Raw genomic sequence first — 23612 nt, 5'->3', positions numbered from 1 at the left:
GCCAAGGGATCACGGGTAGGAGCCACTTATGAGCCAAAGTACGCTGAAAGTTAACGAGTTACATGAAGAGACCGATTTCGACGAAAATGGACTTGACGTTTTTGACGATAAAGCGCTGGCAGAGGAAGATACCAATGATAGTGACTCGGCGGAAGACGAGCTGCTATCTCAAGGGGTCCCACAGCGTGTTTTAGACGCAACACAGCTCTATTTGGGAGAGATCGGCTATTCGCCGCTTTTAACCGCAGAAGAAGAAGTTTATTTTGCCCGACGCGCGCTGCGTGGTGATATTCCATCACGTCGCCGAATGATCGAGAGTAACCTGCGGCTGGTAGTGAAAATTGCCCGCCGTTACAACAATCGTGGTCTGGCGTTGCTGGATCTGATTGAAGAGGGGAATCTCGGTCTGATCCGTGCGGTGGAGAAATTCGATCCTGAAAGAGGATTCCGTTTTTCAACCTACGCGACGTGGTGGATTCGACAGACGATAGAGCGGGCGATTATGAATCAAACCCGCACCATCCGTTTGCCTATTCACATTGTCAAAGAACTCAACGTTTATCTGCGCACCGCGCGCGAATTGTCTCATAAGCTGGATCACGAGCCGAGTGCGGAAGAAATTGCCGAGCAGCTTGATAAGCCAGTCGATGACGTCAACCGCATGCTGCGCCTGAATGAACGTATTACTTCCGTCGATACCCCGTTAGGTGGTGATTCGGAGAAAGCGCTGCTGGATATTCTGGCAGACGAAAAAGACAACGGACCTGAAGACACCACGCAGGATAACGATATGAAGCAGAATATCGTTAAATGGCTGTTTGAGCTTAATGCCAAACAGCGTGAGGTGTTGGCGCGTCGTTTCGGCCTGCTAGGGTATGAAGCGGCTACGCTGGAAGATGTGGGTCGTGAAATCGGCTTAACGCGTGAACGTGTTCGTCAGATTCAGGTTGAAGGTTTACGCCGCCTGCGGGAAATTTTGCAGGTTCAGGGTTTGAGCATTGAAGAACTGTTTCGTGAATAACTCGTGACGGGTTACTGATGTCTTGAAGTGAAAATGGTGGGAAACCCACCATTTTTTATGTCTGTCGTTCGCCCTTCCGTGTGAAAGGGCGGAGCCGTAATAGCGATTAGCGCACGATATTCGCCAGCAGGAAATCGATGATTTCGCTGGTTTTAATCATTTGCTTTTCACCGACGCGACGATTTTTATATTCAATCTCTTCGCTATCCAGATTGCGATCGCCAATGACGATAGTGTGCGGTACACCAATCAACTCCATATCAGCGAACATCACGCCTGGACGCTCTTTACGATCGTCGAGCAGAACTTCAATACCTTTAGCGCGCAACTGCTGATAGATATCCTCAGCGACTTCCTTCACGCGGAAAGATTTGTGCATGTTCATTGGCAGAATGGCAACGTGGAAAGGCGCAATCGCGTCTGGCCAGATGATGCCACGTTCATCATGATTTTGCTCAATCGCGGCTGCGACAACACGCGTTACACCAATACCGTAGCAGCCCATCGTCAGCGTTTGGTTACGGCCGTCTTCGCCCTGAACGGTCGCTTTCAACGCTTCAGAATACTTGCTGCCCAGTTGGAAGATGTGGCCCACTTCGATACCGCGTTTAATTTGCAGCGTGCCTTTACCGTCTGGACTGATGTCGCCTTCAACCACATTGCGGATATCTGCAACCTGCGGCAGTGCAACGTCACGCTCCCAGTTGATGCCAAAATAGTGTTTGCCATCAATGTTCGCGCCAGCGCTGAAGTCGCTCATGGCGGCAACGGTGCGATCGACAACGACGGGAATCGACAGCTTGACCGGGCCCAGTGAGCCAGGACCTGCGCCGATGATGGCGCGGATCTCGTCTTCCGTTGCAAACGTCAGCGGGCTGGCGACCTGAGCAATTTTCTCAGCCTTGATTTCGTTCAGCTCGTGATCGCCGCGCACCAGAAGCGCAACCAGTTTATGACCGCTTTCTTCCGTGGCTTTAACCAGCAGTGTTTTCACGGTTTTTTCTACTGGCAACTTAAATTGCTCAACCAGCTCGGCGATGGTCTTGGCGTTTGGTGTATCCACCACACGCAGCTCTTCCATCGCTTCTGCGCGGCCTAATTTCGGCGCGACAGCTTCTGCCAATTCAATGTTTGCCGCGTAGTCGGATTCCGTTGAGAAAACGATATCGTCTTCACCGCTGGTTGCCAGTACCTGGAACTCATGGGACGCATTACCACCGATAGAACCGGTATCTGCCTGGACGGCTCTGAAATCCAGATCCATACGGCTGAAAATCTTGCTGTAAGCGGCGTACATGGCGTCGTAGGTAGTCTGCAACGATTCCTGTGAGGTGTGGAAAGAGTAGGCATCTTTCATCAGGAACTCACGTGAGCGCATTACGCCAAAACGTGGGCGAACTTCATCGCGGAATTTGGTTTGAATCTGGAAGAAATTCAGTGGTAGCTGCTTATAAGAGCTGACTTCATTACGAATCAGGTCAGTAATAACTTCTTCGTGTGTAGGACCGAGTACAAATGGGCGTTCGCCACGATCGACAAAGCGCAGCAACTCTGGGCCATACTGATCCCAACGTCCACTTTCCACCCATAAATCGGCAGGCTGAACAACCGGCATAGACACTTCAATAGCGCCCGCGTTGTTCATCTCTTCGCGCACGATGTTTTCAACTTTTCTCAAAACACGTAAACCGGTCGGTAACCAGGTGTAAAGGCCGGAGGCCAGTTTACGAATCATTCCTGCACGGAGCATCAACTGATGGCTGATGACTTCCGCATCGGCTGGCGTCTCCTTGAGAGTGGAGAGCATGTATTGGCTAGTACGCATGGGGTTTTAGTTCCGTTAGAACGACAAATAGCATAGGGCTGCCGCGCAGCCGAAGGCACATAAAAAGTGGTTTAGTTTACCAGCGTGGGCGGCGTGTCAAAAGAGAGTAGGAACAATTTTAGAATATATTGCCTGGCTCGTGTATTAACACGCGGGTACAGGATCGAGGCTTAGCACTTCGGTTTGTTCTCCACAGACGCGCCAGCGCACATTGAACTCCAACAGTAAAACGGCGTATTCCCGCGTGGTGCTTTCCCCTTTGCGGTAGGCCGGGCGCGGGTCCTGTGCCAAGACCTGCGAGATAAAGCGTTTCAACTGCGGATATTTCTTTTGGTGTCCTGCGATCTGGCTGTCTGCAAGAGGAGAAAAAGAGACTGGCATCGCGGCATCGGGTGCCATTTGGGCGAAACCCGCTCGTGCCTGAGGATGGCTTTCTGCAAAGGGTAGGTAAGGTTTGATATCGACGACCGGTGTGCCATCGACCAGATCGAGACTACCTAAGTCGAGCGTGATCGCATCGCCTTTGGTACGGATTCCTTTTAATTCAACCAGCGACATGCCGACAGGGTTAGGGCGAAAGGTGGAACGGGTAGCGAAAATGCCTGTACGTGTGTTTCCTCCCAGACGCGGTGGCCGAACCGTTGGACGCCAGCCGCCTTCCATCGTTTGATGAAAGATGAATAGTACCCAAATGTGGCTGAAATCTTCTAGTCCCCGTACACACTCTGCCTGATTGTACGGTGGTAATAGCTGAAGTTCTCCGCCTCCATCTTCAATCAGACCCGGTTGCCGCGGAATGGCAAATTTTTCTTTATACGGTGAACGGATAATCCCGATCTGATTGAAAACAAATTGACTCATTGTGCAGATACTTTCAGCGCGGTGCCTTGGCAAACGACTTGGCTATAGCAACCGGCTACGCCACTGACGGTTTGGCATTCATGTAGTAAGACCGCATTGGCCTTCATTGCGGTTGCGCGGTTCTGCATTCTTTTACGCGCATTTGCCGCGTTGGGTGGAGCGTCCTGAGCGCTGACCTGACATGAGGAGCCAGACACTTCACCCATATCACGGAAAGGTTTACCCACTAATTCTTCAGCGCTTTTATATAGCACGGCTGGAGCAGGGCGAACGGGAGGCTTCGGTTTCGGTGCCGGTTCTACGGTTTTGGTTTCAACAACAGGTTGAGGAACGGGTGCCTGTGGCTTCTGAAATAAAGAACAGCCTGTCAGCGACATGGCTAACAATATAAAGGGAACAGCACGCATTAAGGATTCCTCTGCTTTTTCTCAAAGAGCGAGTATTGAAGCAAGCAATTGCACAAATAACAAGACGGGCCTTAGCCCGTCTTGCAGATATCTTTTAATTAAACGTGTATACACGTCATACTTCAAGTTGCATGTACGTTGGCGGCGTTCACTCACCCGAATCACTTACTTGAGTAAGCTCATCGGGATTCCTTCTCTTGCCGCCTTCCTGAAACTTGAATTATTTAGCGTATAATTGCAGGATTACCAGCCTTTCACCGCGCCGCCATTAAAGATTTTATTTGCAGCATCGTTCACTTCATCAGACTGATAAGCCTGGACGAATTTCTTCACGTTTTCAGCGTCTTTGTTGTCTTCGCGTGAAACCAGCAGGTTTACATACGGGGAGTCTTTCTCTTCAACAAACAGGCCATCTTTCGTTGGTGTCAGGTTAATTTGGCTAGCGTAGGTGGTGTTGATGACAGCCAGAGCGATTTGCGCATCATCTAAAGAACGTGGCAGTTGTGGCGCTTCCAGTTCAACCAGTTTGATGTTTTTCGGGTTTTCAGTCACATCCAGTACCGTTGGCAGCAGGCCCACGCTGTCTTTCAGTTTAATCAAGCCGACTTTTTGCAGCAGCAGCAGGGAACGACCTAGGTTGGTCGGGTCGTTTGGCAGCGCAATTTGAGCGCCATCTTGCAGCTCATTCAGCGATTTGATTTTTTTGGAATAGCCCGCAATTGGGTAGACAAAGCTGTTGCCGACAGAAACCAGTTTATAACCGCGATCTTTGATCTGCTGATCCAGATAAGGCTTGTGCTGGAAGGCATTCAGATCGATGTCGCCTTTGCTCAGGGCTTCATTTGGCAACACGTAGTCGTTAAATGTGACTAATTCAACGTCCAGACCATATTTGTCTTTTGCCACTTTCTGTGCAATTTCTGCAACCTGTTGTTCTGCACCAACAATAACGCCGACTTTAATATGATTAGGATTCTTCTCTTCCTGACCACATCCCGCTAGCGCCAGTGCACCAATCAGTGCGCCAATGGTCGCAATAGATTTCAGTTTAATCGCCATATCCTTACCCCTAATTAACTATTTTCTTGGCAGATGCTTTTAGGCAAATGCGTATTGTGATGACTACTTGTGTGTGACCGCTTTTACTGCCCTGTCGCCGCAGAATTGAATCAGGTAAACCAAAACAACCAGTAATATTAATACCGTATTCATGACCGTCGCGTTATAACCAATATAACCATACTGATAACCAATTTGACCTAAGCCGCCTGCGCCCACGGCCCCACCCATAGCAGAATAGCCTACGAGCGTAATTAACGTGATGGTTGCGGCATTAATTAGCCCCGGCAATGCTTCCGGCAGTAATATCTTTCTGATGATTTGCATCGGTGTAGCCCCCATCGCGCGGGCAGCTTCGATCAGGCCAGTTGGAATTTCAAGTAGCGCATTTTCCACCATGCGGGCAATAAACGGTGCTGCACCTACGGTGAGAGGAACGATTGCCGCTTGCAGACCAATAGAGGTGCCGACAATGATGCGGGTAAAAGGAATCATCCAGACCAGCAAAATAATGAACGGAATCGAGCGGAAAATGTTTACCAGTGCAGAAAGGATCCGGTAGAGCTTTGGATTCGCGATAATTTGCTCCGGACGCGTGGTATACAATAAAACGCCCACGGGTAAGCCAAGTACAAAGCCAAAGAAACCAGAAACGAGCGTCATCGCGACGGTTTCCCATACTCCCTTAGCCATTAACCACATCATTGCTTCAGACATAACCCAGAACCTCAACTGTAACGTGACTTTCCTGCAGGAATTGGATTGCGGCTTTGATATCCACATCGTTGCCGTGCATTTCTGTCAGCATGATGCCGAACTTGACGCCACCGGCATAATCCATCTGAGCACTAATAATGTTGTTGTTAATGTTAAAGCGCCGAGCAACCTCGGACAGCAGTGGGGCATCCACCGATTTGCCGGTAAATTCCATGCGTAATAGTGGCGTAGCCTCCGGGCGATGGTCTGGTGACAGGCGAGCGAGGTAATCGTCCGGGATGTCCAGATGTAACGTTGACTGAATGAATTTCTGTGCCAACGGCGTTTTCGGATGAGAGAAGACTTCGCTTACGGTGTCCTGCTCGATGAGTCGTCCGTCACTGATCACCGCAACCTGATCGCAAATGCGTTTCACCACATCCATTTCATGTGTAATAAGAAGAATGGTTAGGCCAAGACGGCGATTGATGTCTTTCAGTAATTCAAGAATCGAACGCGTCGTTGCAGGATCTAATGCGCTGGTTGCTTCGTCACACAGCAGAACCTTGGGATTACTCGCCAGCGCACGGGCAATAGCGACACGCTGCTTTTGCCCGCCGGACAAGTTGGCTGGGTACACGTCGTGTTTATTCGCTAGCCCAACCAGCTCCAACAATTCATTAACGCGCTTGGCAATATCTGCTTTTGGTGTGTTATCTAATTCCAGCGGTAGCGAAATGTTGCCAAAAACGGTACGCGAAGCGAGCAAGTTAAAATGTTGAAAAATCATGCCGATTTGACGGCGAGCACGCGTCAACTGGCTATCTGCCAGTTGAGTTAGCTCTTGTCCATCTACTAGCACTTTCCCCTTTGTTGGGCGTTCCAATAAATTGACGCAGCGGATCAGTGTGCTTTTACCTGCGCCCGATGCACCGATAACGCCATAGATTTGCCCAGTGGGGACATGAAGGTTGACATCAGCAAGTGCGGTAATGCTCCGCCCGTTCTGCTGGAAAACCTTAGTAATATTAGAAAGTTCAATCATATGTTTTTTATCGTAAATGCCTATGGCTGGATAAATCAGTTTCTGAATTAACAGAAGATGAAATGGATGTTAGGGAGTCTAGACGTCTAAGTCAATCGGGGGTGTCACTGTCCTGCATTCTCTCTGGGGGCGAAAACATGCGATACTGCCACGTAATTTCCGCCATTCAGGAGCAAAGTCAGTGGTACAAAGCATTCCAGCAATTTTTCTTGATCGTGATGGCACGATTAATGTCGATCACGGTTATGTCCATGAGATTGACGATTTTCAATTTATAGATGGTGTTATCGATGCCATGCGTGAGTTAAAGGACATGGGGTTCGCGCTGGTGGTTGTGACGAATCAGTCCGGTATCGCCCGCGGTAAATTTACAGAAGATCAGTTTATGCAACTGACGGAATGGATGGACTGGTCGCTGGCAGACCGTGGTGTTGATCTGGATGGCATCTACTTTTGTCCGCATCACCCTGAAGCTGGCGAAGATGAGTATCGGCAGGTCTGTGATTGCCGTAAGCCTGAGCCTGGTATGTTGCTTTCCGCACAGAGCGAGCTGCACATTGATATGGCTGCATCTTATATGGTGGGAGATAAGGTTGAGGATATGCAGGCTGCAATTGGCGCAGGTGTGGGAAGTAAATTGCTGGTTCGCACTGGTAAACCCGTTACCGAGCAAGGCGAGTCATTGGCTGATGGCGTGCTGGAAAGCCTCGCAGAGCTGCCAAAATGGATAAAAACGCGCAGTTAACAGGCGGAACGAATGAAAGATGCGCAAACAGAAAAAAGTTTGCTAGATTTGCTTGCGCTTCTGAATCGGCTCCCTATAATGCGCCTCCATCGACACGGCGCTGTGACTCACAACCGGGTCGATAAAGAAAGAGAAAGCGCTTTAAAATAAACGTTGACTCTGAAGGTGATAAGCGTAACATACGCCACCTCGCGAAGCGGATAACACCGCAACGCACTGCTCTTTAACAATATAATCAGACAATCTGTGTGGGCACTCACAAGACCGTATCTTAACGATATAAAAAGTCTTGAAGAGTGAACAACAGTAAATTCATTACGAATGAACAGTAACTAATTCTTTGAGCATCGCTGACGAGTTCAGCAAATCAAACAAATCTTAAATTGAAGAGTTTGATCATGGCTCAGATTGAACGCTGGCGGCAGGCCTAACACATGCAAGTCGAGCGGTAGCACAAGAGAGCTTGCTCTCTGGGTGACGAGCGGCGGACGGGTGAGTAATGTCTGGGAAACTGCCTGATGGAGGGGGATAACTACTGGAAACGGTAGCTAATACCGCATAACGTCTTCGGACCAAAGAGGGGGACCTTCGGGCCTCTTGCCATCGGATGTGCCCAGATGGGATTAGCTAGTAGGTGAGGTAATGGCTCACCTAGGCGACGATCCCTAGCTGGTCTGAGAGGATGACCAGCCACACTGGAACTGAGACACGGTCCAGACTCCTACGGGAGGCAGCAGTGGGGAATATTGCACAATGGGCGCAAGCCTGATGCAGCCATGCCGCGTGTGTGAAGAAGGCCTTCGGGTTGTAAAGCACTTTCAGCGGGGAGGAAGGCAGTAAGGTTAATAACCTTGCTGATTGACGTTACCCGCAGAAGAAGCACCGGCTAACTCCGTGCCAGCAGCCGCGGTAATACGGAGGGTGCAAGCGTTAATCGGAATGACTGGGCGTAAAGCGCACGCAGGCGGTCTGTTAAGTTGGATGTGAAATCCCCGGGCTTAACCTGGGAACTGCATTCAAAACTGACAGGCTAGAGTCTTGTAGAGGGGGGTAGAATTCCAGGTGTAGCGGTGAAATGCGTAGAGATCTGGAGGAATACCGGTGGCGAAGGCGGCCCCCTGGACAAAGACTGACGCTCAGGTGCGAAAGCGTGGGGAGCAAACAGGATTAGATACCCTGGTAGTCCACGCTGTAAACGATGTCGACTTGGAGGTTGTGCCCTTGAGGCGTGGCTTCCGGAGCTAACGCGTTAAGTCGACCGCCTGGGGAGTACGGCCGCAAGGTTAAAACTCAAATGAATTGACGGGGGCCCGCACAAGCGGTGGAGCATGTGGTTTAATTCGATGCAACGCGAAGAACCTTACCTACTCTTGACATCCACAGAATTTGGTAGAGATACCTTAGTGCCTTCGGGAACTGTGAGACAGGTGCTGCATGGCTGTCGTCAGCTCGTGTTGTGAAATGTTGGGTTAAGTCCCGCAACGAGCGCAACCCTTATCCTTTGTTGCCAGCACGTAATGGTGGGAACTCAAAGGAGACTGCCGGTGATAAACCGGAGGAAGGTGGGGATGACGTCAAGTCATCATGGCCCTTACGAGTAGGGCTACACACGTGCTACAATGGCGTATACAAAGAGAAGCGACCTCGCGAGAGCAAGCGGACCTCATAAAGTACGTCGTAGTCCGGATTGGAGTCTGCAACTCGACTCCATGAAGTCGGAATCGCTAGTAATCGTAGATCAGAATGCTACGGTGAATACGTTCCCGGGCCTTGTACACACCGCCCGTCACACCATGGGAGTGGGTTGCAAAAGAAGTAGGTAGCTTAACCTTCGGGAGGGCGCTTACCACTTTGTGATTCATGACTGGGGTGAAGTCGTAACAAGGTAACCGTAGGGGAACCTGCGGTTGGATCACCTCCTTACCAAAAAAGATGTGTGTTACGTGAAGTGCTCACACAGATTGTCTGATGAAAATACTGAGCAAGCGCACCTGTTGATGTCATGAGTGTAGACTCATGCTGACGCGATAGTACCGGATTTCTGATTCGGTACGGATTTATCGTGTCCCCATCGTCTAGAGGCCTAGGACACTGCCCTTTCACGGCTGTAACAGGGGTTCGAATCCCCTTGGGGACGCCAATCCGATAATGAGTGAAAGACATTATCACCGAATATCTTAAAGATGATTCTTCGGAGTCATGTTTACGATATTGCTCTTTAACAATCTGGAACAAGCTGAAAATTGAAACATGACAGCTGAACATACAGGACTGCCTTCGGGTAGGTCGTGATGCATCAGTCTGTCAATGAGTCTCTCAAATAATCGCAGCGCGATGGTGAATCGAAAGAAACATCTTCGGGTTGTGAGGTTAAGCGACTAAGCGTACACGGTGGATGCCTAGGCAGTCAGAGGCGATGAAGGGCGTGCTAATCTGCGATAAGCGTCGGTAAGCTGATATGAAGCGTTATACCCGACGATACCCGAATGGGGAAACCCAATGTGTTTCGACACATTATCATGACATGAATACATAGTGTCATGAGGCGAACCGGGGGAACTGAAACATCTCAGTACCCCGAGGAAAAGAAATCAACCGAGATTCCCCTAGTAGCGGCGAGCGAACGGGGAGGAGCCCAGAACCTGAATCAGTTTGTGTGTTAGTGGAAGCGTCTGGAAAGTCGCACAGTAAAGGGTGATAGTCCCGTACACAAAAATGCACAAGTTGTGAGTTCGATGAGTAGGGCGGGACACGTGACATCCTGTCTGAATATGGGGGGACCATCCTCCAAGGCTAAATACTCCTGACTGACCGATAGTGAACCAGTACCGTGAGGGAAAGGCGAAAAGAACCCCGGCGAGGGGAGTGAAATAGAACCTGAAACCGTGTACGTACAAGCAGTGGGAGCCTACTTGTTAGGTGACTGCGTACCTTTTGTATAATGGGTCAGCGACTTATATTCTGTAGCAAGGTTAACCGTATAGGGGAGCCGCAGGGAAACCGAGTCTTAACTGGGCGTTAAGTTGCAGGGTATAGACCCGAAACCCGGTGATCTAGCCATGGGCAGGTTGAAGGTTGGGTAACACTAACTGGAGGACCGAACCGACTAATGTTGAAAAATTAGCGGATGACTTGTGGCTGGGGGTGAAAGGCCAATCAAACCGGGAGATAGCTGGTTCTCCCCGAAAGCTATTTAGGTAGCGCCTCGTGAACTCATCTTCGGGGGTAGAGCACTGTTTCGGCTAGGGGGTCATCCCGACTTACCAACCCGATGCAAACTACGAATACCGAAGAATGTTATCACGGGAGACACACGGCGGGTGCTAACGTTCGTCGTGAAGAGGGAAACAACCCAGACCGCCAGCTAAGGTCCCAAAGTCATGGTTAAGTGGGAAACGATGTGGGAAGGCACAGACAGCCAGGATGTTGGCTTAGAAGCAGCCATCATTTAAAGAAAGCGTAATAGCTCACTGGTCGAGTCGGCCTGCGCGGAAGATGTAACGGGGCTAAACCATGCACCGAAGCTGCGGCAGCGACACTTAGGTGTTGTTGGGTAGGGGAGCGTTCTGTAAGCCGTCGAAGGTGGCCTGTGAGGGCTGCTGGAGGTATCAGAAGTGCGAATGCTGACATAAGTAACGATAATGCGGGTGAAAAACCCGCACGCCGGAAGACCAAGGGTTCCTGTCCAACGTTAATCGGGGCAGGGTGAGTCGACCCCTAAGGCGAGGCTGAAAAGCGTAGTCGATGGGAAACAGGTTAATATTCCTGTACTCGGTGTTACTGCGAAGGGGGGACGGAGAAAGCTAGGTTATCCGGGCGACGGTTGTCCCGGTTTAAGCGTGAAGGTGGGTGACTTAGGTAAATCCGGGTCATCGTTAACACTGAGGCGTGATGACGAGTCACTACGGTGATGAAGTAACCAATGCTACGCTTCCAGGAAAAGCCTCTAAGCTCCAGGTAACATCAAATCGTACCCCAAACCGACACAGGTGGTCAGGTAGAGAATACTCAGGCGCTTGAGAGAACTCGGGTGAAGGAACTAGGCAAAATGGTGCCGTAACTTCGGGAGAAGGCACGCTGGCGTGTAGGTGAAGTCCCTTGCGGATGGAGCTGAAGCCAGTCGCAGATACCAGCTGGCTGCAACTGTTTAATAAAAACACAGCACTGTGCAAACACGAAAGTGGACGTATACGGTGTGACGCCTGCCCGGTGCCGGAAGGTTAATTGATGGGGTCAGCCGCAAGGCGAAGCTCTTGATCGAAGCCCCGGTAAACGGCGGCCGTAACTATAACGGTCCTAAGGTAGCGAAATTCCTTGTCGGGTAAGTTCCGACCTGCACGAATGGCGTAATGATGGCCAGGCTGTCTCCACCCGAGACTCAGTGAAATTGAACTCGCTGTGAAGATGCAGTGTACCCGCGGCAAGACGGAAAGACCCCGTGAACCTTTACTATAGCTTGACACTGAACCTTGAGCCTTGATGTGTAGGATAGGTGGGAGGCTTTGAAGTGTGGACGCCAGTCTGCATGGAGCCAACCTTGAAATACCACCCTTTAATGTTTGATGTTCTAACGTAGGCCCGTAATCCGGGTTGCGGACAGTGTCTGGTGGGTAGTTTGACTGGGGCGGTCTCCTCCCAAAGCGTAACGGAGGAGCACGAAGGTTAGCTAATCCTGGTCGGACATCAGGAGGTTAGTGCAAAGGCATAAGCTAGCTTGACTGCGAGAGTGACAGCTCGAGCAGGTGCGAAAGCAGGTCTTAGTGATCCGGTGGTTCTGAATGGAAGGGCCATCGCTCAACGGATAAAAGGTACTCCGGGGATAACAGGCTGATACCGCCCAAGAGTTCATATCGACGGCGGTGTTTGGCACCTCGATGTCGGCTCATCACATCCTGGGGCTGAAGTAGGTCCCAAGGGTATGGCTGTTCGCCATTTAAAGTGGTACGCGAGCTGGGTTTAGAACGTCGTGAGACAGTTCGGTCCCTATCTGCCGTGGGCGTTGGAAGATTGAGAGGGGTTGCTCCTAGTACGAGAGGACCGGAGTGAACGCACCACTGGTGTACGGGTTGTGATGCCAATTGCATTGCCCGGTAGCTAAGTGCGGAAGAGATAACCGCTGAAAGCATCTAAGCGGGAAACTTGCCTCGAGATGAGTCTTCCCTGGACACTAGATGTCCCTGAAGGGCCGTTGAAGACGACGACGTAGATAGGCTGGGTGTGTAAGCGTAGCGATACGTTGAGCTAACCAGTACTAATGACCCGAGAGGCTTAACCTTACAACACCGAAGGTGTTTTGTGAGATGACTCATAAGAACGATATTCAGCTTGTTCAAAGATTGGTTCTGATGGTTGTGCGATACAAAAGAGTAAAGCATAACGGTTAGAATGAAACAGAATTTGCCTGGCGGCGATAGCGCGGTGGTCCCACCTGACCCCATGCCGAACTCAGAAGTGAAACGCCGTAGCGCCGATGGTAGTGTGGGGCTTCCCCATGTGAGAGTAGGGAACTGCCAGGCATCAAATTAAGCAGTAAGCCGGAGCAATCTGGTGGTTGTAGAGAAATTCGGTGGAGCGGTAGTTCAGTTGGTTAGAATACCTGCCTGTCACGCAGGGGGTCGCGGGTTCGAGCCCCGTCCGTTCCGCCACTTATTGTGAAAAAAGCCCTAAGTTAACGCTTAGGGCTTTTTTTATTCTAACAGATTAGAACGTTTAGATAATTTCCTCTTTTCTCTCTTATGCTTACGCCTTCTTTTTACCAAATACGTCATTTTTCCTCTCCTATCGCACGGCATATATTACAAGTCTGCGATAAAATTCTTATAACAGAAGGGGGCTCTTTTTTGATAGGGTATTTGGTGTATTGAAACTGATAGTGGATTAGGCGTGCGGAAAAAAACCTATGCAATGAGGTATGTTGCTGGCCAACCAGTTGAACGTATCTTTCCCCCCGGGGAAATGCATTATCCGGGGCAAGCGCTACCGACAGGCTCATTGTTGCTGGAGGGAGATGTTTTACGCGTAATGGTGTGGAACATTTTTAAGCAACAAAGAATGAACTGGCTTTCTGTATTACAGAATTTTGGTAAAGATACCCAGCTAGTTCTATTACAGGAAGCACAAAGTACGCCAGACCTTATCCGTTTTGCAACCACTAACTACCTTTCTGCCGATCAGGTTCCTGCCATTATCCTTCCGCAGCACCCGTCGGGTGTGATGACGCTATCAGCAGCCCAGCCAGTATACTGTTGTCCTTTACGTGAAAGGGAGCCTTTACTGCGTTTGGCTAAGTCCTCTTTGGTGACGGTTTATGCACTTCAGAATGGGCAGAGGCTGATGGTTATCAATATCCATGCAGTTAACTTTAGTTTTGGTGTTGAAGTCTATACCAAACAACTGGCAGCAATTGGGGAGCAGCTCGTACATCATCAAGGGCCGGCTATTATGGCTGGAGATTTCAATGCATGGAGCCAGCAACGTATCAGTGCGCTTAATCGATTTGCGACGGGGATGGGGTTGCAGGAAGTATGCTTTGTTGATGACCAACGGCGTAAGGCGTTTGGCCGGCCGTTGGATTTCGTTTTTTACCGTGAGTTGATCGTCAACCAGTCTTCTGTATTGGTGACTACGGCCTCAGATCATAATCCACTACTCGTCGAGTTTAGCCTGATTTAATGCCATAAAAAAACAGCCCTCTACATTTCTATAGGAGGGCTGAATCTTGGCTGATTCTGATATGACGTTAAGAATCAGGTTTTATATTGCTGCTAACATAAAGCGTCAGACGATCGCCTGGCTGGATGTTGGCATTTTTATTGATGACCGTATTCCAGCGCATTACATCAGCGATATTTACGCCGTGGCGTTTAGCAATGCTAGCCAGCGAATCACCTTTCCGAACCTGATAGGTGATAGAGTTGCTATTACTTGACGCTTTGGCAACTTGTAGCGTCTGGCCAACCTTGAGCGCGCCAGCACTACGCAGATTGTTCCAGCTCTGCAAATCTTTCGTGCTGACATTAAGTCGTGCTGCGATCGCCGATAAAGTATCACCTGATCGCACCTTATACTGCTGTGATACTGGCGTTGACTGTGTTTGCGCTAAACGTGTTGGTTGAATCGCCGCGATGTCGCCATCAGCCAGTGAGTCTTTCAACTGCTCAACATGAGCTTTAGGAACCATAATGTAATGTGGCCCATTGGGTGCGGTTACATTACGCTTATAGCCCGAGTTATAGCTCTTCAGCTTATTCAACGACAGGCCAGCCATCTCAGCGGCTTGAGTCAATTCTATCTGCTGCCCCAGTTCAACCTTGGCTAATGCCCGGCTTTCATTAGGTTGCGGCAAACTCACGCCATACTTCTTGCTGTTTTTAAGAATATCGCTCAAGGCCAACATCTTAGGAACGTAAATGGACGTTTCACGCGGTAACGCCAATGCCCAAAAGTTGGTTGATTTCCCTTTTGCTTTATTTGCTTTCATCGCCTGCATGATACGACCTTCACCACTGTTGTATGCAGCAACCGTCAATAACCAGTCACCATCAAACATCGTGTTGAGCCGTTGCATCATATCTAGCGCAGCCGTCGTAGATGCAATTACGTCACGACGCCCGTCATACCACTGGTTTTGTTTCAAACCATAATTACGTCCTGTACCAGGGATAATCTGCCATAGCCCAGCGGCATTGGCGGATGATGTGGCACTTGGATCAAAAGCGCTCTCCACTATGGGTAGCAGTACCAGTTCCATCGGCATTTTACGTTGCTTAATCTGCTCGACTATCCAGTACATGTACGGCTCTGCCCGTAATGTTACATCGTGGAGATAGCTCTTATTTTTCAAATAACGCGTTTTTTGCTCGCGGATCCGGGCGTTATCCGGAACCTCCATCTTCAGCTCGTCGCCAATGAAGTTCCACAGATCTCGTTGCGCGAGACTATCGTCATCTAGCCATCGCGCGGAGGCCTCTCGACCATCTGTGTACTTTCCTGCTTCACTTTGACTTGCTGAAGACAAACTCTGTGCATGCTGTTTGGGCTGCGAGGTGTCATGTGGCGATACCTGACAGCCGACCAGCAAGACCGAGGCGATGATCATCGCTTTAGCCTTCATATGTTGGTCAATAGTTGCTTAAAAGACGAGCAAGGATACGTTGATTAGAGGAATAGCACAACCTAAACCTTCAGAAGCTGTCTTTCTTGCTGCGTAGCAGCTCAAAAACTTGCCAATTCTCTATATTTTCAGGTTCTTTTGATAATTTTCTTTTTAAATCAATTTCATGGCAGCGTAGGAACAGGTTGATTCTTCTCTCTAGCCCTAATGTTGTTGGTAAACTAGACTGTGATTTTTCGCGTATCTGGCTGATTTTATGGAGATAAGCTTCAATATTTGGATCTTCAGGCCACACAACATTAGAAAATTTTAAGTTTGATAACGTGTATTCATGGGCACAGCACACCACGGTATCATCTGGAAGGTCTGCTATTTTTTTAATTGATTCATACATTTGCCTCGGAGTCCCTTCAAAAGTTCGACCGCATCCTGCTGAAAATAAAGTATCACCACAGAACAAAAATGGCGCATTATAGTAGGCAATGTGACCTGATGTATGTCCTGGAACCTCAATTACAGAAAATTCCGAATTTAGCAAAGAGACGGTATTTCCCTCCTTGACGAGGTAGGTTGCGCCGCATTTAGCGGTTTCTTTTGGCCCAAAAACGGGCAGATTAGGGTAATGTTTGAGGAGTTCGCTAACGCCTCCAACATGATCGTTATGGTGGTGAGTGAGCAAGATTGCTTCGGGAGAAAGTGAGTGTTGAACGAGAGTATTAAGCACCGGGGTCGCCTCACCAGGATCGACGATCACACAGCGGTTTTCTTTATTGCTCAATAACCAAATGTAGTTGTCTTGAAGGGCAGGGATACTGATAAGATTCATTCATCACCTCTTTTTCTAGTAGCCTGAGGACGAGAACAGAAGATGAAATCGGCACGAATTCCTCAGACCATTGTTGCTCCTGATTCATGGGATGATATCACTTGCGGGCAGTTTTATCGCGAGTCACTTGAGCTGGCTTTGTTGCCATGGTGGTCAAAACTCTTTGGTTTTCATCTTATCAAGATAGGGGCACTGAGTGCAGAAATCCATGTAACGGAGTGCGCGATCGCGCATCAGGTTAACGTTGCCCCACACGGTGATAATCTTCACGTTGTGGCTGATGCCCATCAATTACCTTTCTCTGAAAAGTCTATCGATGCCTGCTTACTTGCTCAAACGCTCTCTTATTCGTCGGACCCGCATCGTATTCTGCGGGAGGTCGATCGCGTTTTGGTCGATGACGGCTGGCTAATCCTGAGCACATTTAATCCCATCAGCTTGGTCGGCCTTGGCAAACTAATCCCTCGGCTCAATAAAAAGCATCCCTATTGCAGCCGCATGTTTACTCAAATGCGTATCACGGACTGGTTGGGGCTGTTGAACTATGAGGTTATCCATCAGACTCATTTTCACGTTACGCCATGGCGAAAAAATGAAGGGAAGTTGAATAAACATATTCCGATGCTGGGATGCCTGACGCTAATTATTGCTAGAAAGCGAACAATTCCATTAATGGCTACGCCGATGAGAGCGCGGTTGCGGAAAGCATCTGTGCGCCACACTGTGGGCGCAACAAAGATATATCGGAGATGAGGCAGACGCCTGCGGTGATTTACTCAGCCTGATAACCGGTGTCATCAAGCGTTGGCGCATTGGCGGCTGCGCGTGCGAGTTCATCACAGCGTTCGTTTTCTGGGTGCCCAGCGTGGCCTTTTACCCATTCCCAGTGCACGGAATGACTCTGAATCGCGGTGTCCAGCCTTTGCCAGAGATCGACATTCTTGACGGGCTTTTTGTCAGCGGTTTTCCAACCACGCTTTTTCCAGTTATGAATCCAACTGGTGATACCCTGACGAACATATTGACTATCTGTGCTGAGCACCACGTCACAGCCAGTAGTCAGCGTTTCAAGCGCTGCAATTGCGGCCATCAGCTCCATTCTGTTATTCGTCGTAAGACGATAGCCTGCGCTTAACGCTTTTTCGTGCTGCTTGTAGCGCAGTAGGGCGCCATAACCGCCGGGGCCGGGATTACCGAGGCAAGATCCGTCGGTGAAAATTTCTACCTGTTTGCGCATCTCTGGTAGACTCTCCCTTATGATAAAAACGGCAAGTCTGACATAAACGAAAACGATGAGCACTGAAATTACGCGACAAATCGTCCTGGATACAGAAACCACCGGTATGAATAAGCTGGGGGTTCACTACGAAGGACATAAAATTATCGAGATCGGTGCGGTCGAGGTGATTAACCGCCGCCTGACTGGCCGTCATTTTCACGTCTACATCAAACCCGATCGTTTAGTGGACCCAGAGGCCTATAACATACATGGTATCAGCGATGAGTTCCTTGCTGATAAACCGACGTATGCTGATATTGCGGATGATTTTCTCGATTTTATCCGTGGCGCGGAATTGGTCATTCATAACGCGACGTTTGATATCGGCTTTATGGATTACGAATCTCGGTTGTTGAATCGGGATATTCCCAAGACGGAAACGTTCTGTAAGATCACCGATAGCCTGTTTATGGCGCGGAAGATCTTTCCCGGTAAGCGTAACAGTTTGGATGCGCTCTGCGATCGCTATTTGATAGACAACAGCAAGCGTACGTTGCACGGCGCATTGCTCGATGCCGAGATTCTGGCAGAAGTTTATCTGGCGATGACTGGTGGTCAAACGTCTCTGACTTTTTCGATGGACGGTGATACACAGCAGCAGAATGAGAATAGTGAAACGATCCAAAGAATTGTCCGTCCACAGTCGGCACTAACGGTGCTTTACGCCGACGAGGCCGAGCTGCTGGCGCATGAACAACGCTTGGATCTGATTGCTAAAAAAGGGGGTAGTTGTCTGTGGCGGGCAGAATAACACCGCTGAAGTATCGCCCCTTGCATAGCAAAATAAGTAGGTTGGTGACGTTATGGGTGAGATAATCGTCACCAAGCTGAAATTATAAGCAAACAGAAGCAGTTAGTTATAAAAAACATTGACGTAATAGTGTCATCATCTTAGTATTCATCCCGCTCAGTGAGCATGAGTGGAGCGGTAGTTCAGTTGGTTAGAATACCTGCCTGTCACGCAGGGGGTCGCGGGTTCGAGCCCCGTCCGTTCCGCCACTTATTATGAAGGCCCTGAATCAGCAATGGTTCAGGGTTTTTTCATTTCAGGCTCTTATAGAAAAAGAGCGGTAGAGAATAGCTTATAGAAAAAATGGCCACCCAGAATGCGGTGGCCATTTTTTAGAAATCCCAGTCTTCGTCTTCGGTATTAACGGCTTTACCGATCACATAAGATGAACCTGAGCCAGAAAAGAAGTCGTGGTTTTCATCGGCATTAGGCGAGAGTGCTGAGAGAATCGCGGGATTCACATCCGTCATGCTGGCGGGGAATAGCGCTTCATAGCCCAGATTCATCAGTGCTTTATTTGCGTTGTAGTGAAGGAATTTCTTCACATCCTCCGTCCAGCCCACGCCGTCATAGAGTTCCTGCGTATACAGCACTTCGTTGTCATACAAATCCTGTAGCAGATCGTAAGCGAAATTTTTCACCTGCTGCTGACGAGCGGGATCGGCCTTCGCGAGCCCTCTCTGGAATTTGTAGCCGATATAGTAGCCGTGTACCGCCTCGTCGCGGATGATGAGCCGGATCAAATCTGCCGTGTTGGTCAGCTTGGCGCGGCTTGACCAATACATCGGCAGGTAAAATCCAGAGTAGAACAGAAACGACTCCAGAAACACGCTGGCGACTTTTTTCATCAGCGGATCGTCACTACGGTAGTGCGACAGAATAATGTCGGACTTTTTCTGTAGCGCCGGGTTCTCTTCGCTCCAGCGATACGCATCGTCCACTTCGCTGGTCAGGCACAGCGTTGAGAAAATCGAGCTGTACGAGCGAGCGTGCACCGCTTCCATAAAGCTGATGTTAGACAGCACGGCTTCTTCGTGCGGCGTCACCGCATCGGGCATTAGCGTCGGTGCGCCCAGCGTATTTTGGATGGTGTCCAGTAGCGTCAGGCCGGTGAACACACGGATCGTCAACTGACGTTCGTGGGTATTCAGCGTGCTCCACGACGGAATATCATTCGAGAGCGGCACCTTTTCCGGCAGCCAAAAGTTGGACGTCAGCCGGTTCCAGACTTCTAAATCTTTGTCGTCTTCAATTTTGTTCCAGTTAATCGCCTGGACGCGAGTGAGTGCGGTCATGTTTCGATTTCCTTCCGCGATGGCTTATAGCGCACAGGACACACAGCCCTGAACTTCGGTGCCTTCCAGCGCCATCTGCCGTATGCGAATGTAATAAATAGTTTTAATACCCTTAGTCCAGGCGTAGATCTGCGCTTTATTGATGTCACGCGTGGTGGCGGTATCGCGGAAAAATAGTGTTAGCGACAGCCCCTGATCGACGTGCTGCGTTGCGGCGGCGTAGGTGTCGATGATCTTTTGCGGCCCGATCTCATAGGCATCCTGGTAATACTCCAGGTTGTCGTTGTTCATATAGGGGGCTGGGTAGTAGACGCGGCCAATCTTGCCCTCTTTACGAATTTCGATGCGTGACACAATCGGGTGGATGCTGGACGTCGAGTGGTTGATATACGAAATCGAACCGGTCGGCGGAACCGCCTGCAAGTTCTGGTTATAAATACCGTGTGCAATGACGGATTCGCGCAGCGCCGCCCAGTCCTGCTGGGTAGGAATGTGGATGCCTGCCTGCTCAAACAGTTCACGTGCGCGAGCTGTTGTCGGTTCCCAGTGCTGTTCGATGTATTTATCAAAATACTCGCCTGTGGCGTATTTTGAGAGTTCAAAACCAGAGAAGCGCTGGTTACGCTCTATCGCTAGCGCATTCGATGCCCGAATCGCGTGGAAAGCAACGGTGTAGAAATAGATATTGGTGAAATCGACGGCTTCTTCTGTGCCATAAAAGATACGCTCTTTCGCTAGGTAGCCATGCAGGTTCATCTGGCCTAAACCAATCGCATGTGATTGGTCGTTGCCTTTTTCGATAGATGGCACTGAACTGATGTGGCTCATATCGGAAACGGCAGTTAGCGCGCGGATCGCCATTTCAACCGTCTGGCCGAAATCAGGCGATGCCATTGCGTTGGCGATATTCATCGAACCGAGGTTGCAGGAGATGTCTTTACCAATGTGGCTGTAGCCAAGATCGTCGTTGTACAGGCTGGCTTCGTTGACCTGCAAAATCTCGGAGCACAGATTACTCATATTGATACGGCCGTGAATCGGGTTCGTGCGATTCACCGTATCCTCAAACATCATGTAGGGATAACCGGATTCGAACTGGATTTCGGCGAGGATCTGGAAGAATTCGCGCGCCTTAATTTGGGATTTACGGATGCGTTTGTCGTTGACCATCTCGTGGTATTTTTCGGTGACGCTAATTTCTGACAGCGGCACGCCATAAACCTGTTCGACATCATAGGGCGAGAACAGGTACATCACCTGATTATTCTTGGCAAGTTGGAACGTGATATCGGGGATGACTACACCCAAAGATAGCGTCTTGATACGGATTTTCTCATCGGCATTTTCCCGCTTGGTATCCAGAAAACGCAGAATATCCGGGTGGTGTGCGTTGAGGTACACCGCGCCAGCACCCTGACGTGCGCCAAGCTGGTTGGCGTAGGAGAATGCATCTTCCAGCATTTTCATGATAGGAATAATGCCGGATGACTGATTTTCGATACGCTTGATTGGCGCACCCGTTTCACGGATGTTGCTGAGCATGAAGGCCACGCCACCGCCACGTTTTGATAGCTGAAGCGCGGAGTTAATCGCTCGACCAATCGACTCCATATTGTCTTCGATACGCAGCAGGAAGCAAGAGACCAGTTCACCGCGCTGCTTTTTGCCGCAGTTGAGGAACGTGGGTGTGGCAGGCTGGAAGCGTCCGCTGATGATCTCGTCGACCAGCGCGCTAGCCAGTGCGGTATCCCCTTTGGCGAGGGCGAGTGCTACGAGGCAGACGCGATCTTCGTAGCGCTCCAGATAGCGTTTGCCATCAAAGGTTTTCAGCGTATAGCCAGTGTAGTATTTGAACGCACCTAGGAAAGTTTGGAAGCGGAATTTGTGAGCGTAAGCCTGCTGGAAAAGACTCTTGATGAAATCGAAGTGGTATTGATCTAACACGTCCGCTTCGTAGTAGCCTTCTTCAACCAGATAACGCAGCTTTTCTTCCAGATTGTGGAAAAACACGGTGTTCTGGTTCACATGTTGCAGAAAATAACGGCGTGCCGCGAGTTTATCCATCTCGAACTGGATATTTCCCTCTGCGTCGTAGAGGTTCAGCATGGCGTTCAGCGCATGGTAATCGAGCGAGTGGGCTTCCGCGTCGGCCTTGGTTGCCTTTGCACTCACGTGGTCTGTTGTTGCCAAAATTCAGTTACTCCCTTACGCACATTTGCAACGTCTTCTGGCGTGCCGAGTAATTCAAAGCGATACAGGTAGGGAACCTGACATTTCTGCGCGATGATGTCACCGGCGATGCAGTACGCTGCACCGAAATTGGTATTGCCTGCGGCAATCACGCCGCGCAGATAAGCGCGATTGTGCGGATCGTTGAGAAAGATGATGACCTGACGCGGCACAGCCCCTTTCGTGCTGCCTCCGCCATAGCTGGGGACAACCAGTATATAGGGGCGATCAACTTTCAATGCAGGCTGTTCTGTCGCTATCGGAATTCTCAGGGCTGGTAAACCAACCCTGGAAATGAAGCGATGCGTGTTTTCCGACTGGCTGGAGAAATAGACCAGCGGGTTCATATGGCCTCCCTTACTGCAATGGCAGGGCAGCGTTCAGAGTACTGATCTTATCCGGGCGGAAACCGCTCCAATGGTCATTGGCCGTCATCACGACGGGCACCTGCTGATAGCCCAACGCTCTTACCTGCTGTAACGCCTGTTCATCTTCAGTTAAGTCCACCAGTTGATAGTTAATTCCCTGCTTATCCAGCGCACGACATGTGGCGTTGCATTGAACACAATCTGGCTTAGTGAAAATAGTAATACGCATGATTCGTATTTACCCTTTGGCGTGAAAGAAGTATGTCGGAGCGGCTATCTTCAGGGCGCATTCACCCGAACCGATCCACTGGGTAGCGACCCGTTACGCGAGTGCTACACGAAGAATACTAGATGTAGGTATTTAAAATTTCAACCACACAAGATATATGATTTTTAGTTGGCCTTATCTAAATTAACGCAAACCCAGATGTGGCAAGGCTGGTAGAGAATGCAAGTAAAAAATGCAGAAAGAAATAAATGTGATGCACATCATTCTTGACGAAATAGTGTGCGGGAAAAACGAAAAAAGCAGCGCCGCTGCCTAAGACTGTCGATTACAGGATGGGAAAATTTCTTTTTGGGACATGTCAGGGTCTCCTATGCGATAGCAGCTATGAAAATTGGCGCGCTACCATAGCCGACCCTTTTGTCGCTTGCTCGGTCAAATTCCAGTCTGCGTGGAGGAGGGGAATTACTGCGCGTAGGAGAGCAAACCGAGCGAGTTGCGTGCCAGAGACTGGCATTTCTTCGGGGTTGGGATTGCGATTTTACTGAGGTCGCGATAGCTGTCTTCACCCATTGCCGTCATGTCATAGGCGCTATAATTACTGAGATCCCAGCGATTCTGTTGAGCAAATGCAACCAACGTCCGACGAACCTGTTCATTTGGCAGGTCTTGGTAGCCACAGTGGTTTTTCAGATAAACAAAGATCGCAGTCAGATCGGCTAGATCTTCCGCCTCAAATTCATTCAGTGCCTTGCTGGCGGAAGAGAAGCTCATCAGGCTTAGCAGGAGCAGAGCCAGCGCAGAGTTTTTCATGGTTGAACCTGTTC

General features: G+C 49.7%; 19 protein-coding genes, 3 tRNA genes and 3 rRNA genes. 11 read left to right on the top strand and 14 right to left on the bottom strand.

The annotated features are described in order from the left end of the window. The first annotated feature begins 28 nt into the window (after positions 1-28). Positions 29-1021, top strand: a complete 993-nt coding sequence (rpoS, locus tag A7983_RS02670) for an RNA polymerase sigma factor RpoS (protein ID WP_005973483.1) — start codon at positions 29-31, stop codon at positions 1019-1021. 106 nt (positions 1022-1127) lie between these two features. Here the strand turns inward: rpoS and proS are convergent, their stop codons facing one another. From proS to metN, 6 genes are all read right to left on the bottom strand, one after another. After that, a complete protein-coding gene (gene proS, locus A7983_RS02665) occupies positions 1128-2846 on the bottom strand; it encodes a proline--tRNA ligase (RefSeq protein WP_005973478.1) in 1719 nt (572 codons plus the stop codon). Positions 2847-2990: 144 nt separating this feature from the next. After that, positions 2991-3707 carry a tRNA (N6-threonylcarbamoyladenosine(37)-N6)-methyltransferase TrmO gene (tsaA, locus tag A7983_RS02660; RefSeq protein WP_005973476.1) on the bottom strand — a complete coding sequence of 239 codons (717 nt, stop codon included), beginning with the start codon at positions 3705-3707 and terminating at the stop codon, positions 2991-2993. Further along, positions 3704-4114, bottom strand: coding sequence for an Rcs stress response system protein RcsF (rcsF, locus tag A7983_RS02655; protein WP_005973474.1), 411 nt, complete (start codon positions 4112-4114; stop codon positions 3704-3706). Before rcsF ends, tsaA begins: the two co-directional genes overlap by 4 nt. Before the next feature lie 243 nt (positions 4115-4357). Next, positions 4358-5173 (bottom strand): MetQ/NlpA family lipoprotein, encoded by an 816-nt coding sequence (locus A7983_RS02650; RefSeq protein ID WP_005973472.1) that lies wholly within the window; start codon positions 5171-5173, stop codon positions 4358-4360. 63 nt (positions 5174-5236) lie between these two features. Further along, positions 5237-5890: a methionine ABC transporter permease MetI gene (locus A7983_RS02645; protein ID WP_005973470.1), complete on the bottom strand. Its 654-nt coding sequence runs from the start codon at positions 5888-5890 to the stop codon at positions 5237-5239. Continuing rightward, the gene (gene metN, locus A7983_RS02640) at positions 5883-6914 is read right to left on the bottom strand and encodes a methionine ABC transporter ATP-binding protein MetN (RefSeq protein ID WP_005973468.1); all 1032 of its coding nucleotides are present in this window, start codon (positions 6912-6914) and stop codon (positions 5883-5885) included. Before metN ends, A7983_RS02645 begins: the two co-directional genes overlap by 8 nt. Before the next feature lie 181 nt (positions 6915-7095). On the opposite strand from metN, the gene gmhB reads away from it, so the two are divergent. The 7 genes from gmhB (at position 7096) to A7983_RS02605 (ending at position 14331) form a co-directional block, all read left to right on the top strand. Further along, on the top strand, positions 7096-7659 hold the full coding sequence (gene gmhB, locus A7983_RS02635; RefSeq protein ID WP_005973466.1) for a D-glycero-beta-D-manno-heptose 1,7-bisphosphate 7-phosphatase: 564 nt from the start codon (positions 7096-7098) through the stop codon (positions 7657-7659). 380 nt (positions 7660-8039) lie between these two features. Beyond that, positions 8040-9582 (top strand): 16S ribosomal RNA (locus A7983_RS02630). Positions 9583-9723: 141 nt separating this feature from the next. Beyond that, a tRNA-Glu gene (locus A7983_RS02625) sits at positions 9724-9799 on the top strand. 228 nt (positions 9800-10027) lie between these two features. Further along, a 23S ribosomal RNA gene (locus A7983_RS02620) occupies positions 10028-12935 on the top strand. Positions 12936-13059: 124 nt separating this feature from the next. After that, positions 13060-13175: ribosomal RNA gene (gene rrf, locus A7983_RS02615) — 5S ribosomal RNA — on the top strand. The 16S, 23S and 5S rRNA genes sit together here with 2 tRNA genes alongside, the layout of an rRNA operon. A gap of 52 nt (positions 13176-13227) precedes the next feature. Beyond that, positions 13228-13304 (top strand) — tRNA-Asp (locus A7983_RS02610). A gap of 238 nt (positions 13305-13542) precedes the next feature. After that, the gene (locus tag A7983_RS02605) at positions 13543-14331 is read left to right on the top strand and encodes an endonuclease/exonuclease/phosphatase family protein (protein WP_005968977.1); all 789 of its coding nucleotides are present in this window, start codon (positions 13543-13545) and stop codon (positions 14329-14331) included. A gap of 67 nt (positions 14332-14398) precedes the next feature. Here A7983_RS02605 and mltD read toward each other — a convergent pair whose 3' ends face one another. After that, positions 14399-15772, bottom strand: coding sequence for a murein transglycosylase D (mltD, locus tag A7983_RS02600; RefSeq protein WP_039479193.1), 1374 nt, complete (start codon positions 15770-15772; stop codon positions 14399-14401). A gap of 70 nt (positions 15773-15842) precedes the next feature. Beyond that, entirely contained in the window at positions 15843-16598 is a 756-nt protein-coding gene (gene gloB / locus A7983_RS02595; protein WP_005968981.1) for a hydroxyacylglutathione hydrolase, read from the bottom strand. Between the two features lie 42 nt (positions 16599-16640). Between gloB and A7983_RS02590 the strand changes: the two genes are divergently transcribed. After that, positions 16641-17351, top strand: a complete 711-nt coding sequence (locus A7983_RS02590) for a class I SAM-dependent methyltransferase (protein ID WP_005968984.1) — start codon at positions 16641-16643, stop codon at positions 17349-17351. Between the two features lie 19 nt (positions 17352-17370). On the opposite strand, the gene rnhA is transcribed toward A7983_RS02590, so the two are convergent. Continuing rightward, positions 17371-17937: a ribonuclease HI gene (rnhA, locus tag A7983_RS02585; RefSeq protein WP_161601946.1), complete on the bottom strand. Its 567-nt coding sequence runs from the start codon at positions 17935-17937 to the stop codon at positions 17371-17373. Between rnhA and dnaQ the strand changes: the two genes are divergently transcribed. Continuing rightward, complete coding sequence (gene dnaQ, locus A7983_RS02580; protein ID WP_005968988.1) at positions 17891-18628, top strand: DNA polymerase III subunit epsilon; 738 nt, start codon at positions 17891-17893, stop codon at positions 18626-18628. The genes rnhA and dnaQ overlap by 47 nt on opposite strands. 171 nt (positions 18629-18799) lie before the next feature. Then, positions 18800-18876, top strand: a tRNA-Asp gene (locus tag A7983_RS02575). A gap of 123 nt (positions 18877-18999) precedes the next feature. On the opposite strand, the gene nrdF is transcribed toward A7983_RS02575, so the two are convergent. The 5 genes from nrdF to A7983_RS02550 all read right to left on the bottom strand — a co-directional run bounded on the left by nrdF (position 19000) and on the right by A7983_RS02550 (position 23598). Next, complete coding sequence (nrdF, locus tag A7983_RS02570) at positions 19000-19962, bottom strand: class 1b ribonucleoside-diphosphate reductase subunit beta (RefSeq protein ID WP_005968990.1); 963 nt, start codon at positions 19960-19962, stop codon at positions 19000-19002. 24 nt (positions 19963-19986) lie between these two features. Then, positions 19987-22134 carry a class 1b ribonucleoside-diphosphate reductase subunit alpha gene (gene nrdE, locus A7983_RS02565; protein WP_172645152.1) on the bottom strand — a complete coding sequence of 716 codons (2148 nt, stop codon included), beginning with the start codon at positions 22132-22134 and terminating at the stop codon, positions 19987-19989. Beyond that, positions 22131-22538, bottom strand: a complete 408-nt coding sequence (gene nrdI / locus A7983_RS02560; RefSeq protein WP_005968995.1) for a class Ib ribonucleoside-diphosphate reductase assembly flavoprotein NrdI — start codon at positions 22536-22538, stop codon at positions 22131-22133. The genes nrdE and nrdI overlap by 4 nt, the downstream gene beginning before the upstream one ends. Positions 22539-22548: 10 nt before the next feature. Further along, a complete protein-coding gene (gene nrdH, locus A7983_RS02555) occupies positions 22549-22788 on the bottom strand; it encodes a glutaredoxin-like protein NrdH (protein WP_005968997.1) in 240 nt (79 codons plus the stop codon). Positions 22789-23250: 462 nt separating this feature from the next. Then, positions 23251-23598, bottom strand: a complete 348-nt coding sequence (locus A7983_RS02550) for a YacC family pilotin-like protein (RefSeq protein WP_005968999.1) — start codon at positions 23596-23598, stop codon at positions 23251-23253. Positions 23599-23612: the final 14 nt, after the last annotated feature.

Origin of the sequence: Pectobacterium wasabiae CFBP 3304 (genome assembly GCF_001742185.1) — a bacterium.
Taxonomy (GTDB): Bacteria; Pseudomonadota; Gammaproteobacteria; order Enterobacterales; family Enterobacteriaceae; genus Pectobacterium; species Pectobacterium wasabiae.
Note: the sequence above shows the minus strand (reverse complement) of the source record. Positions and strands in the feature narration are given on the sequence as shown.

Coding starts and splice junctions, on each gene's coding strand:
- tsaA (WP_005973476.1), bottom strand. CDS start 3,707: ATGAGTCAATTTGTTTTCAATCAGATCGGGATTATCCGTTCACCGTAT.
- nrdH (WP_005968997.1), bottom strand. CDS start 22,788: ATGCGTATTACTATTTTCACTAAGCCAGATTGTGTTCAATGCAACGCC.
- A7983_RS02650 (WP_005973472.1), bottom strand. CDS start 5,173: ATGGCGATTAAACTGAAATCTATTGCGACCATTGGCGCACTGATTGGT.
- nrdF (WP_005968990.1), bottom strand. CDS start 19,962: ATGACCGCACTCACTCGCGTCCAGGCGATTAACTGGAACAAAATTGAA.
- rcsF (WP_005973474.1), bottom strand. CDS start 4,114: ATGCGTGCTGTTCCCTTTATATTGTTAGCCATGTCGCTGACAGGCTGT.
- A7983_RS02645 (WP_005973470.1), bottom strand. CDS start 5,890: ATGTCTGAAGCAATGATGTGGTTAATGGCTAAGGGAGTATGGGAAACC.
- metN (WP_005973468.1), bottom strand. CDS start 6,914: ATGATTGAACTTTCTAATATTACTAAGGTTTTCCAGCAGAACGGGCGG.
- A7983_RS02590 (WP_005968984.1), top strand. CDS start 16,641: ATGAAATCGGCACGAATTCCTCAGACCATTGTTGCTCCTGATTCATGG.
- gloB (WP_005968981.1), bottom strand. CDS start 16,598: ATGAATCTTATCAGTATCCCTGCCCTTCAAGACAACTACATTTGGTTA.
- A7983_RS02550 (WP_005968999.1), bottom strand. CDS start 23,598: ATGAAAAACTCTGCGCTGGCTCTGCTCCTGCTAAGCCTGATGAGCTTC.
- proS (WP_005973478.1), bottom strand. CDS start 2,846: ATGCGTACTAGCCAATACATGCTCTCCACTCTCAAGGAGACGCCAGCC.
- mltD (WP_039479193.1), bottom strand. CDS start 15,772: ATGAAGGCTAAAGCGATGATCATCGCCTCGGTCTTGCTGGTCGGCTGT.
- dnaQ (WP_005968988.1), top strand. CDS start 17,891: ATGAGCACTGAAATTACGCGACAAATCGTCCTGGATACAGAAACCACC.
- nrdI (WP_005968995.1), bottom strand. CDS start 22,538: ATGAACCCGCTGGTCTATTTCTCCAGCCAGTCGGAAAACACGCATCGC.
- rpoS (WP_005973483.1), top strand. CDS start 29: ATGAGCCAAAGTACGCTGAAAGTTAACGAGTTACATGAAGAGACCGAT.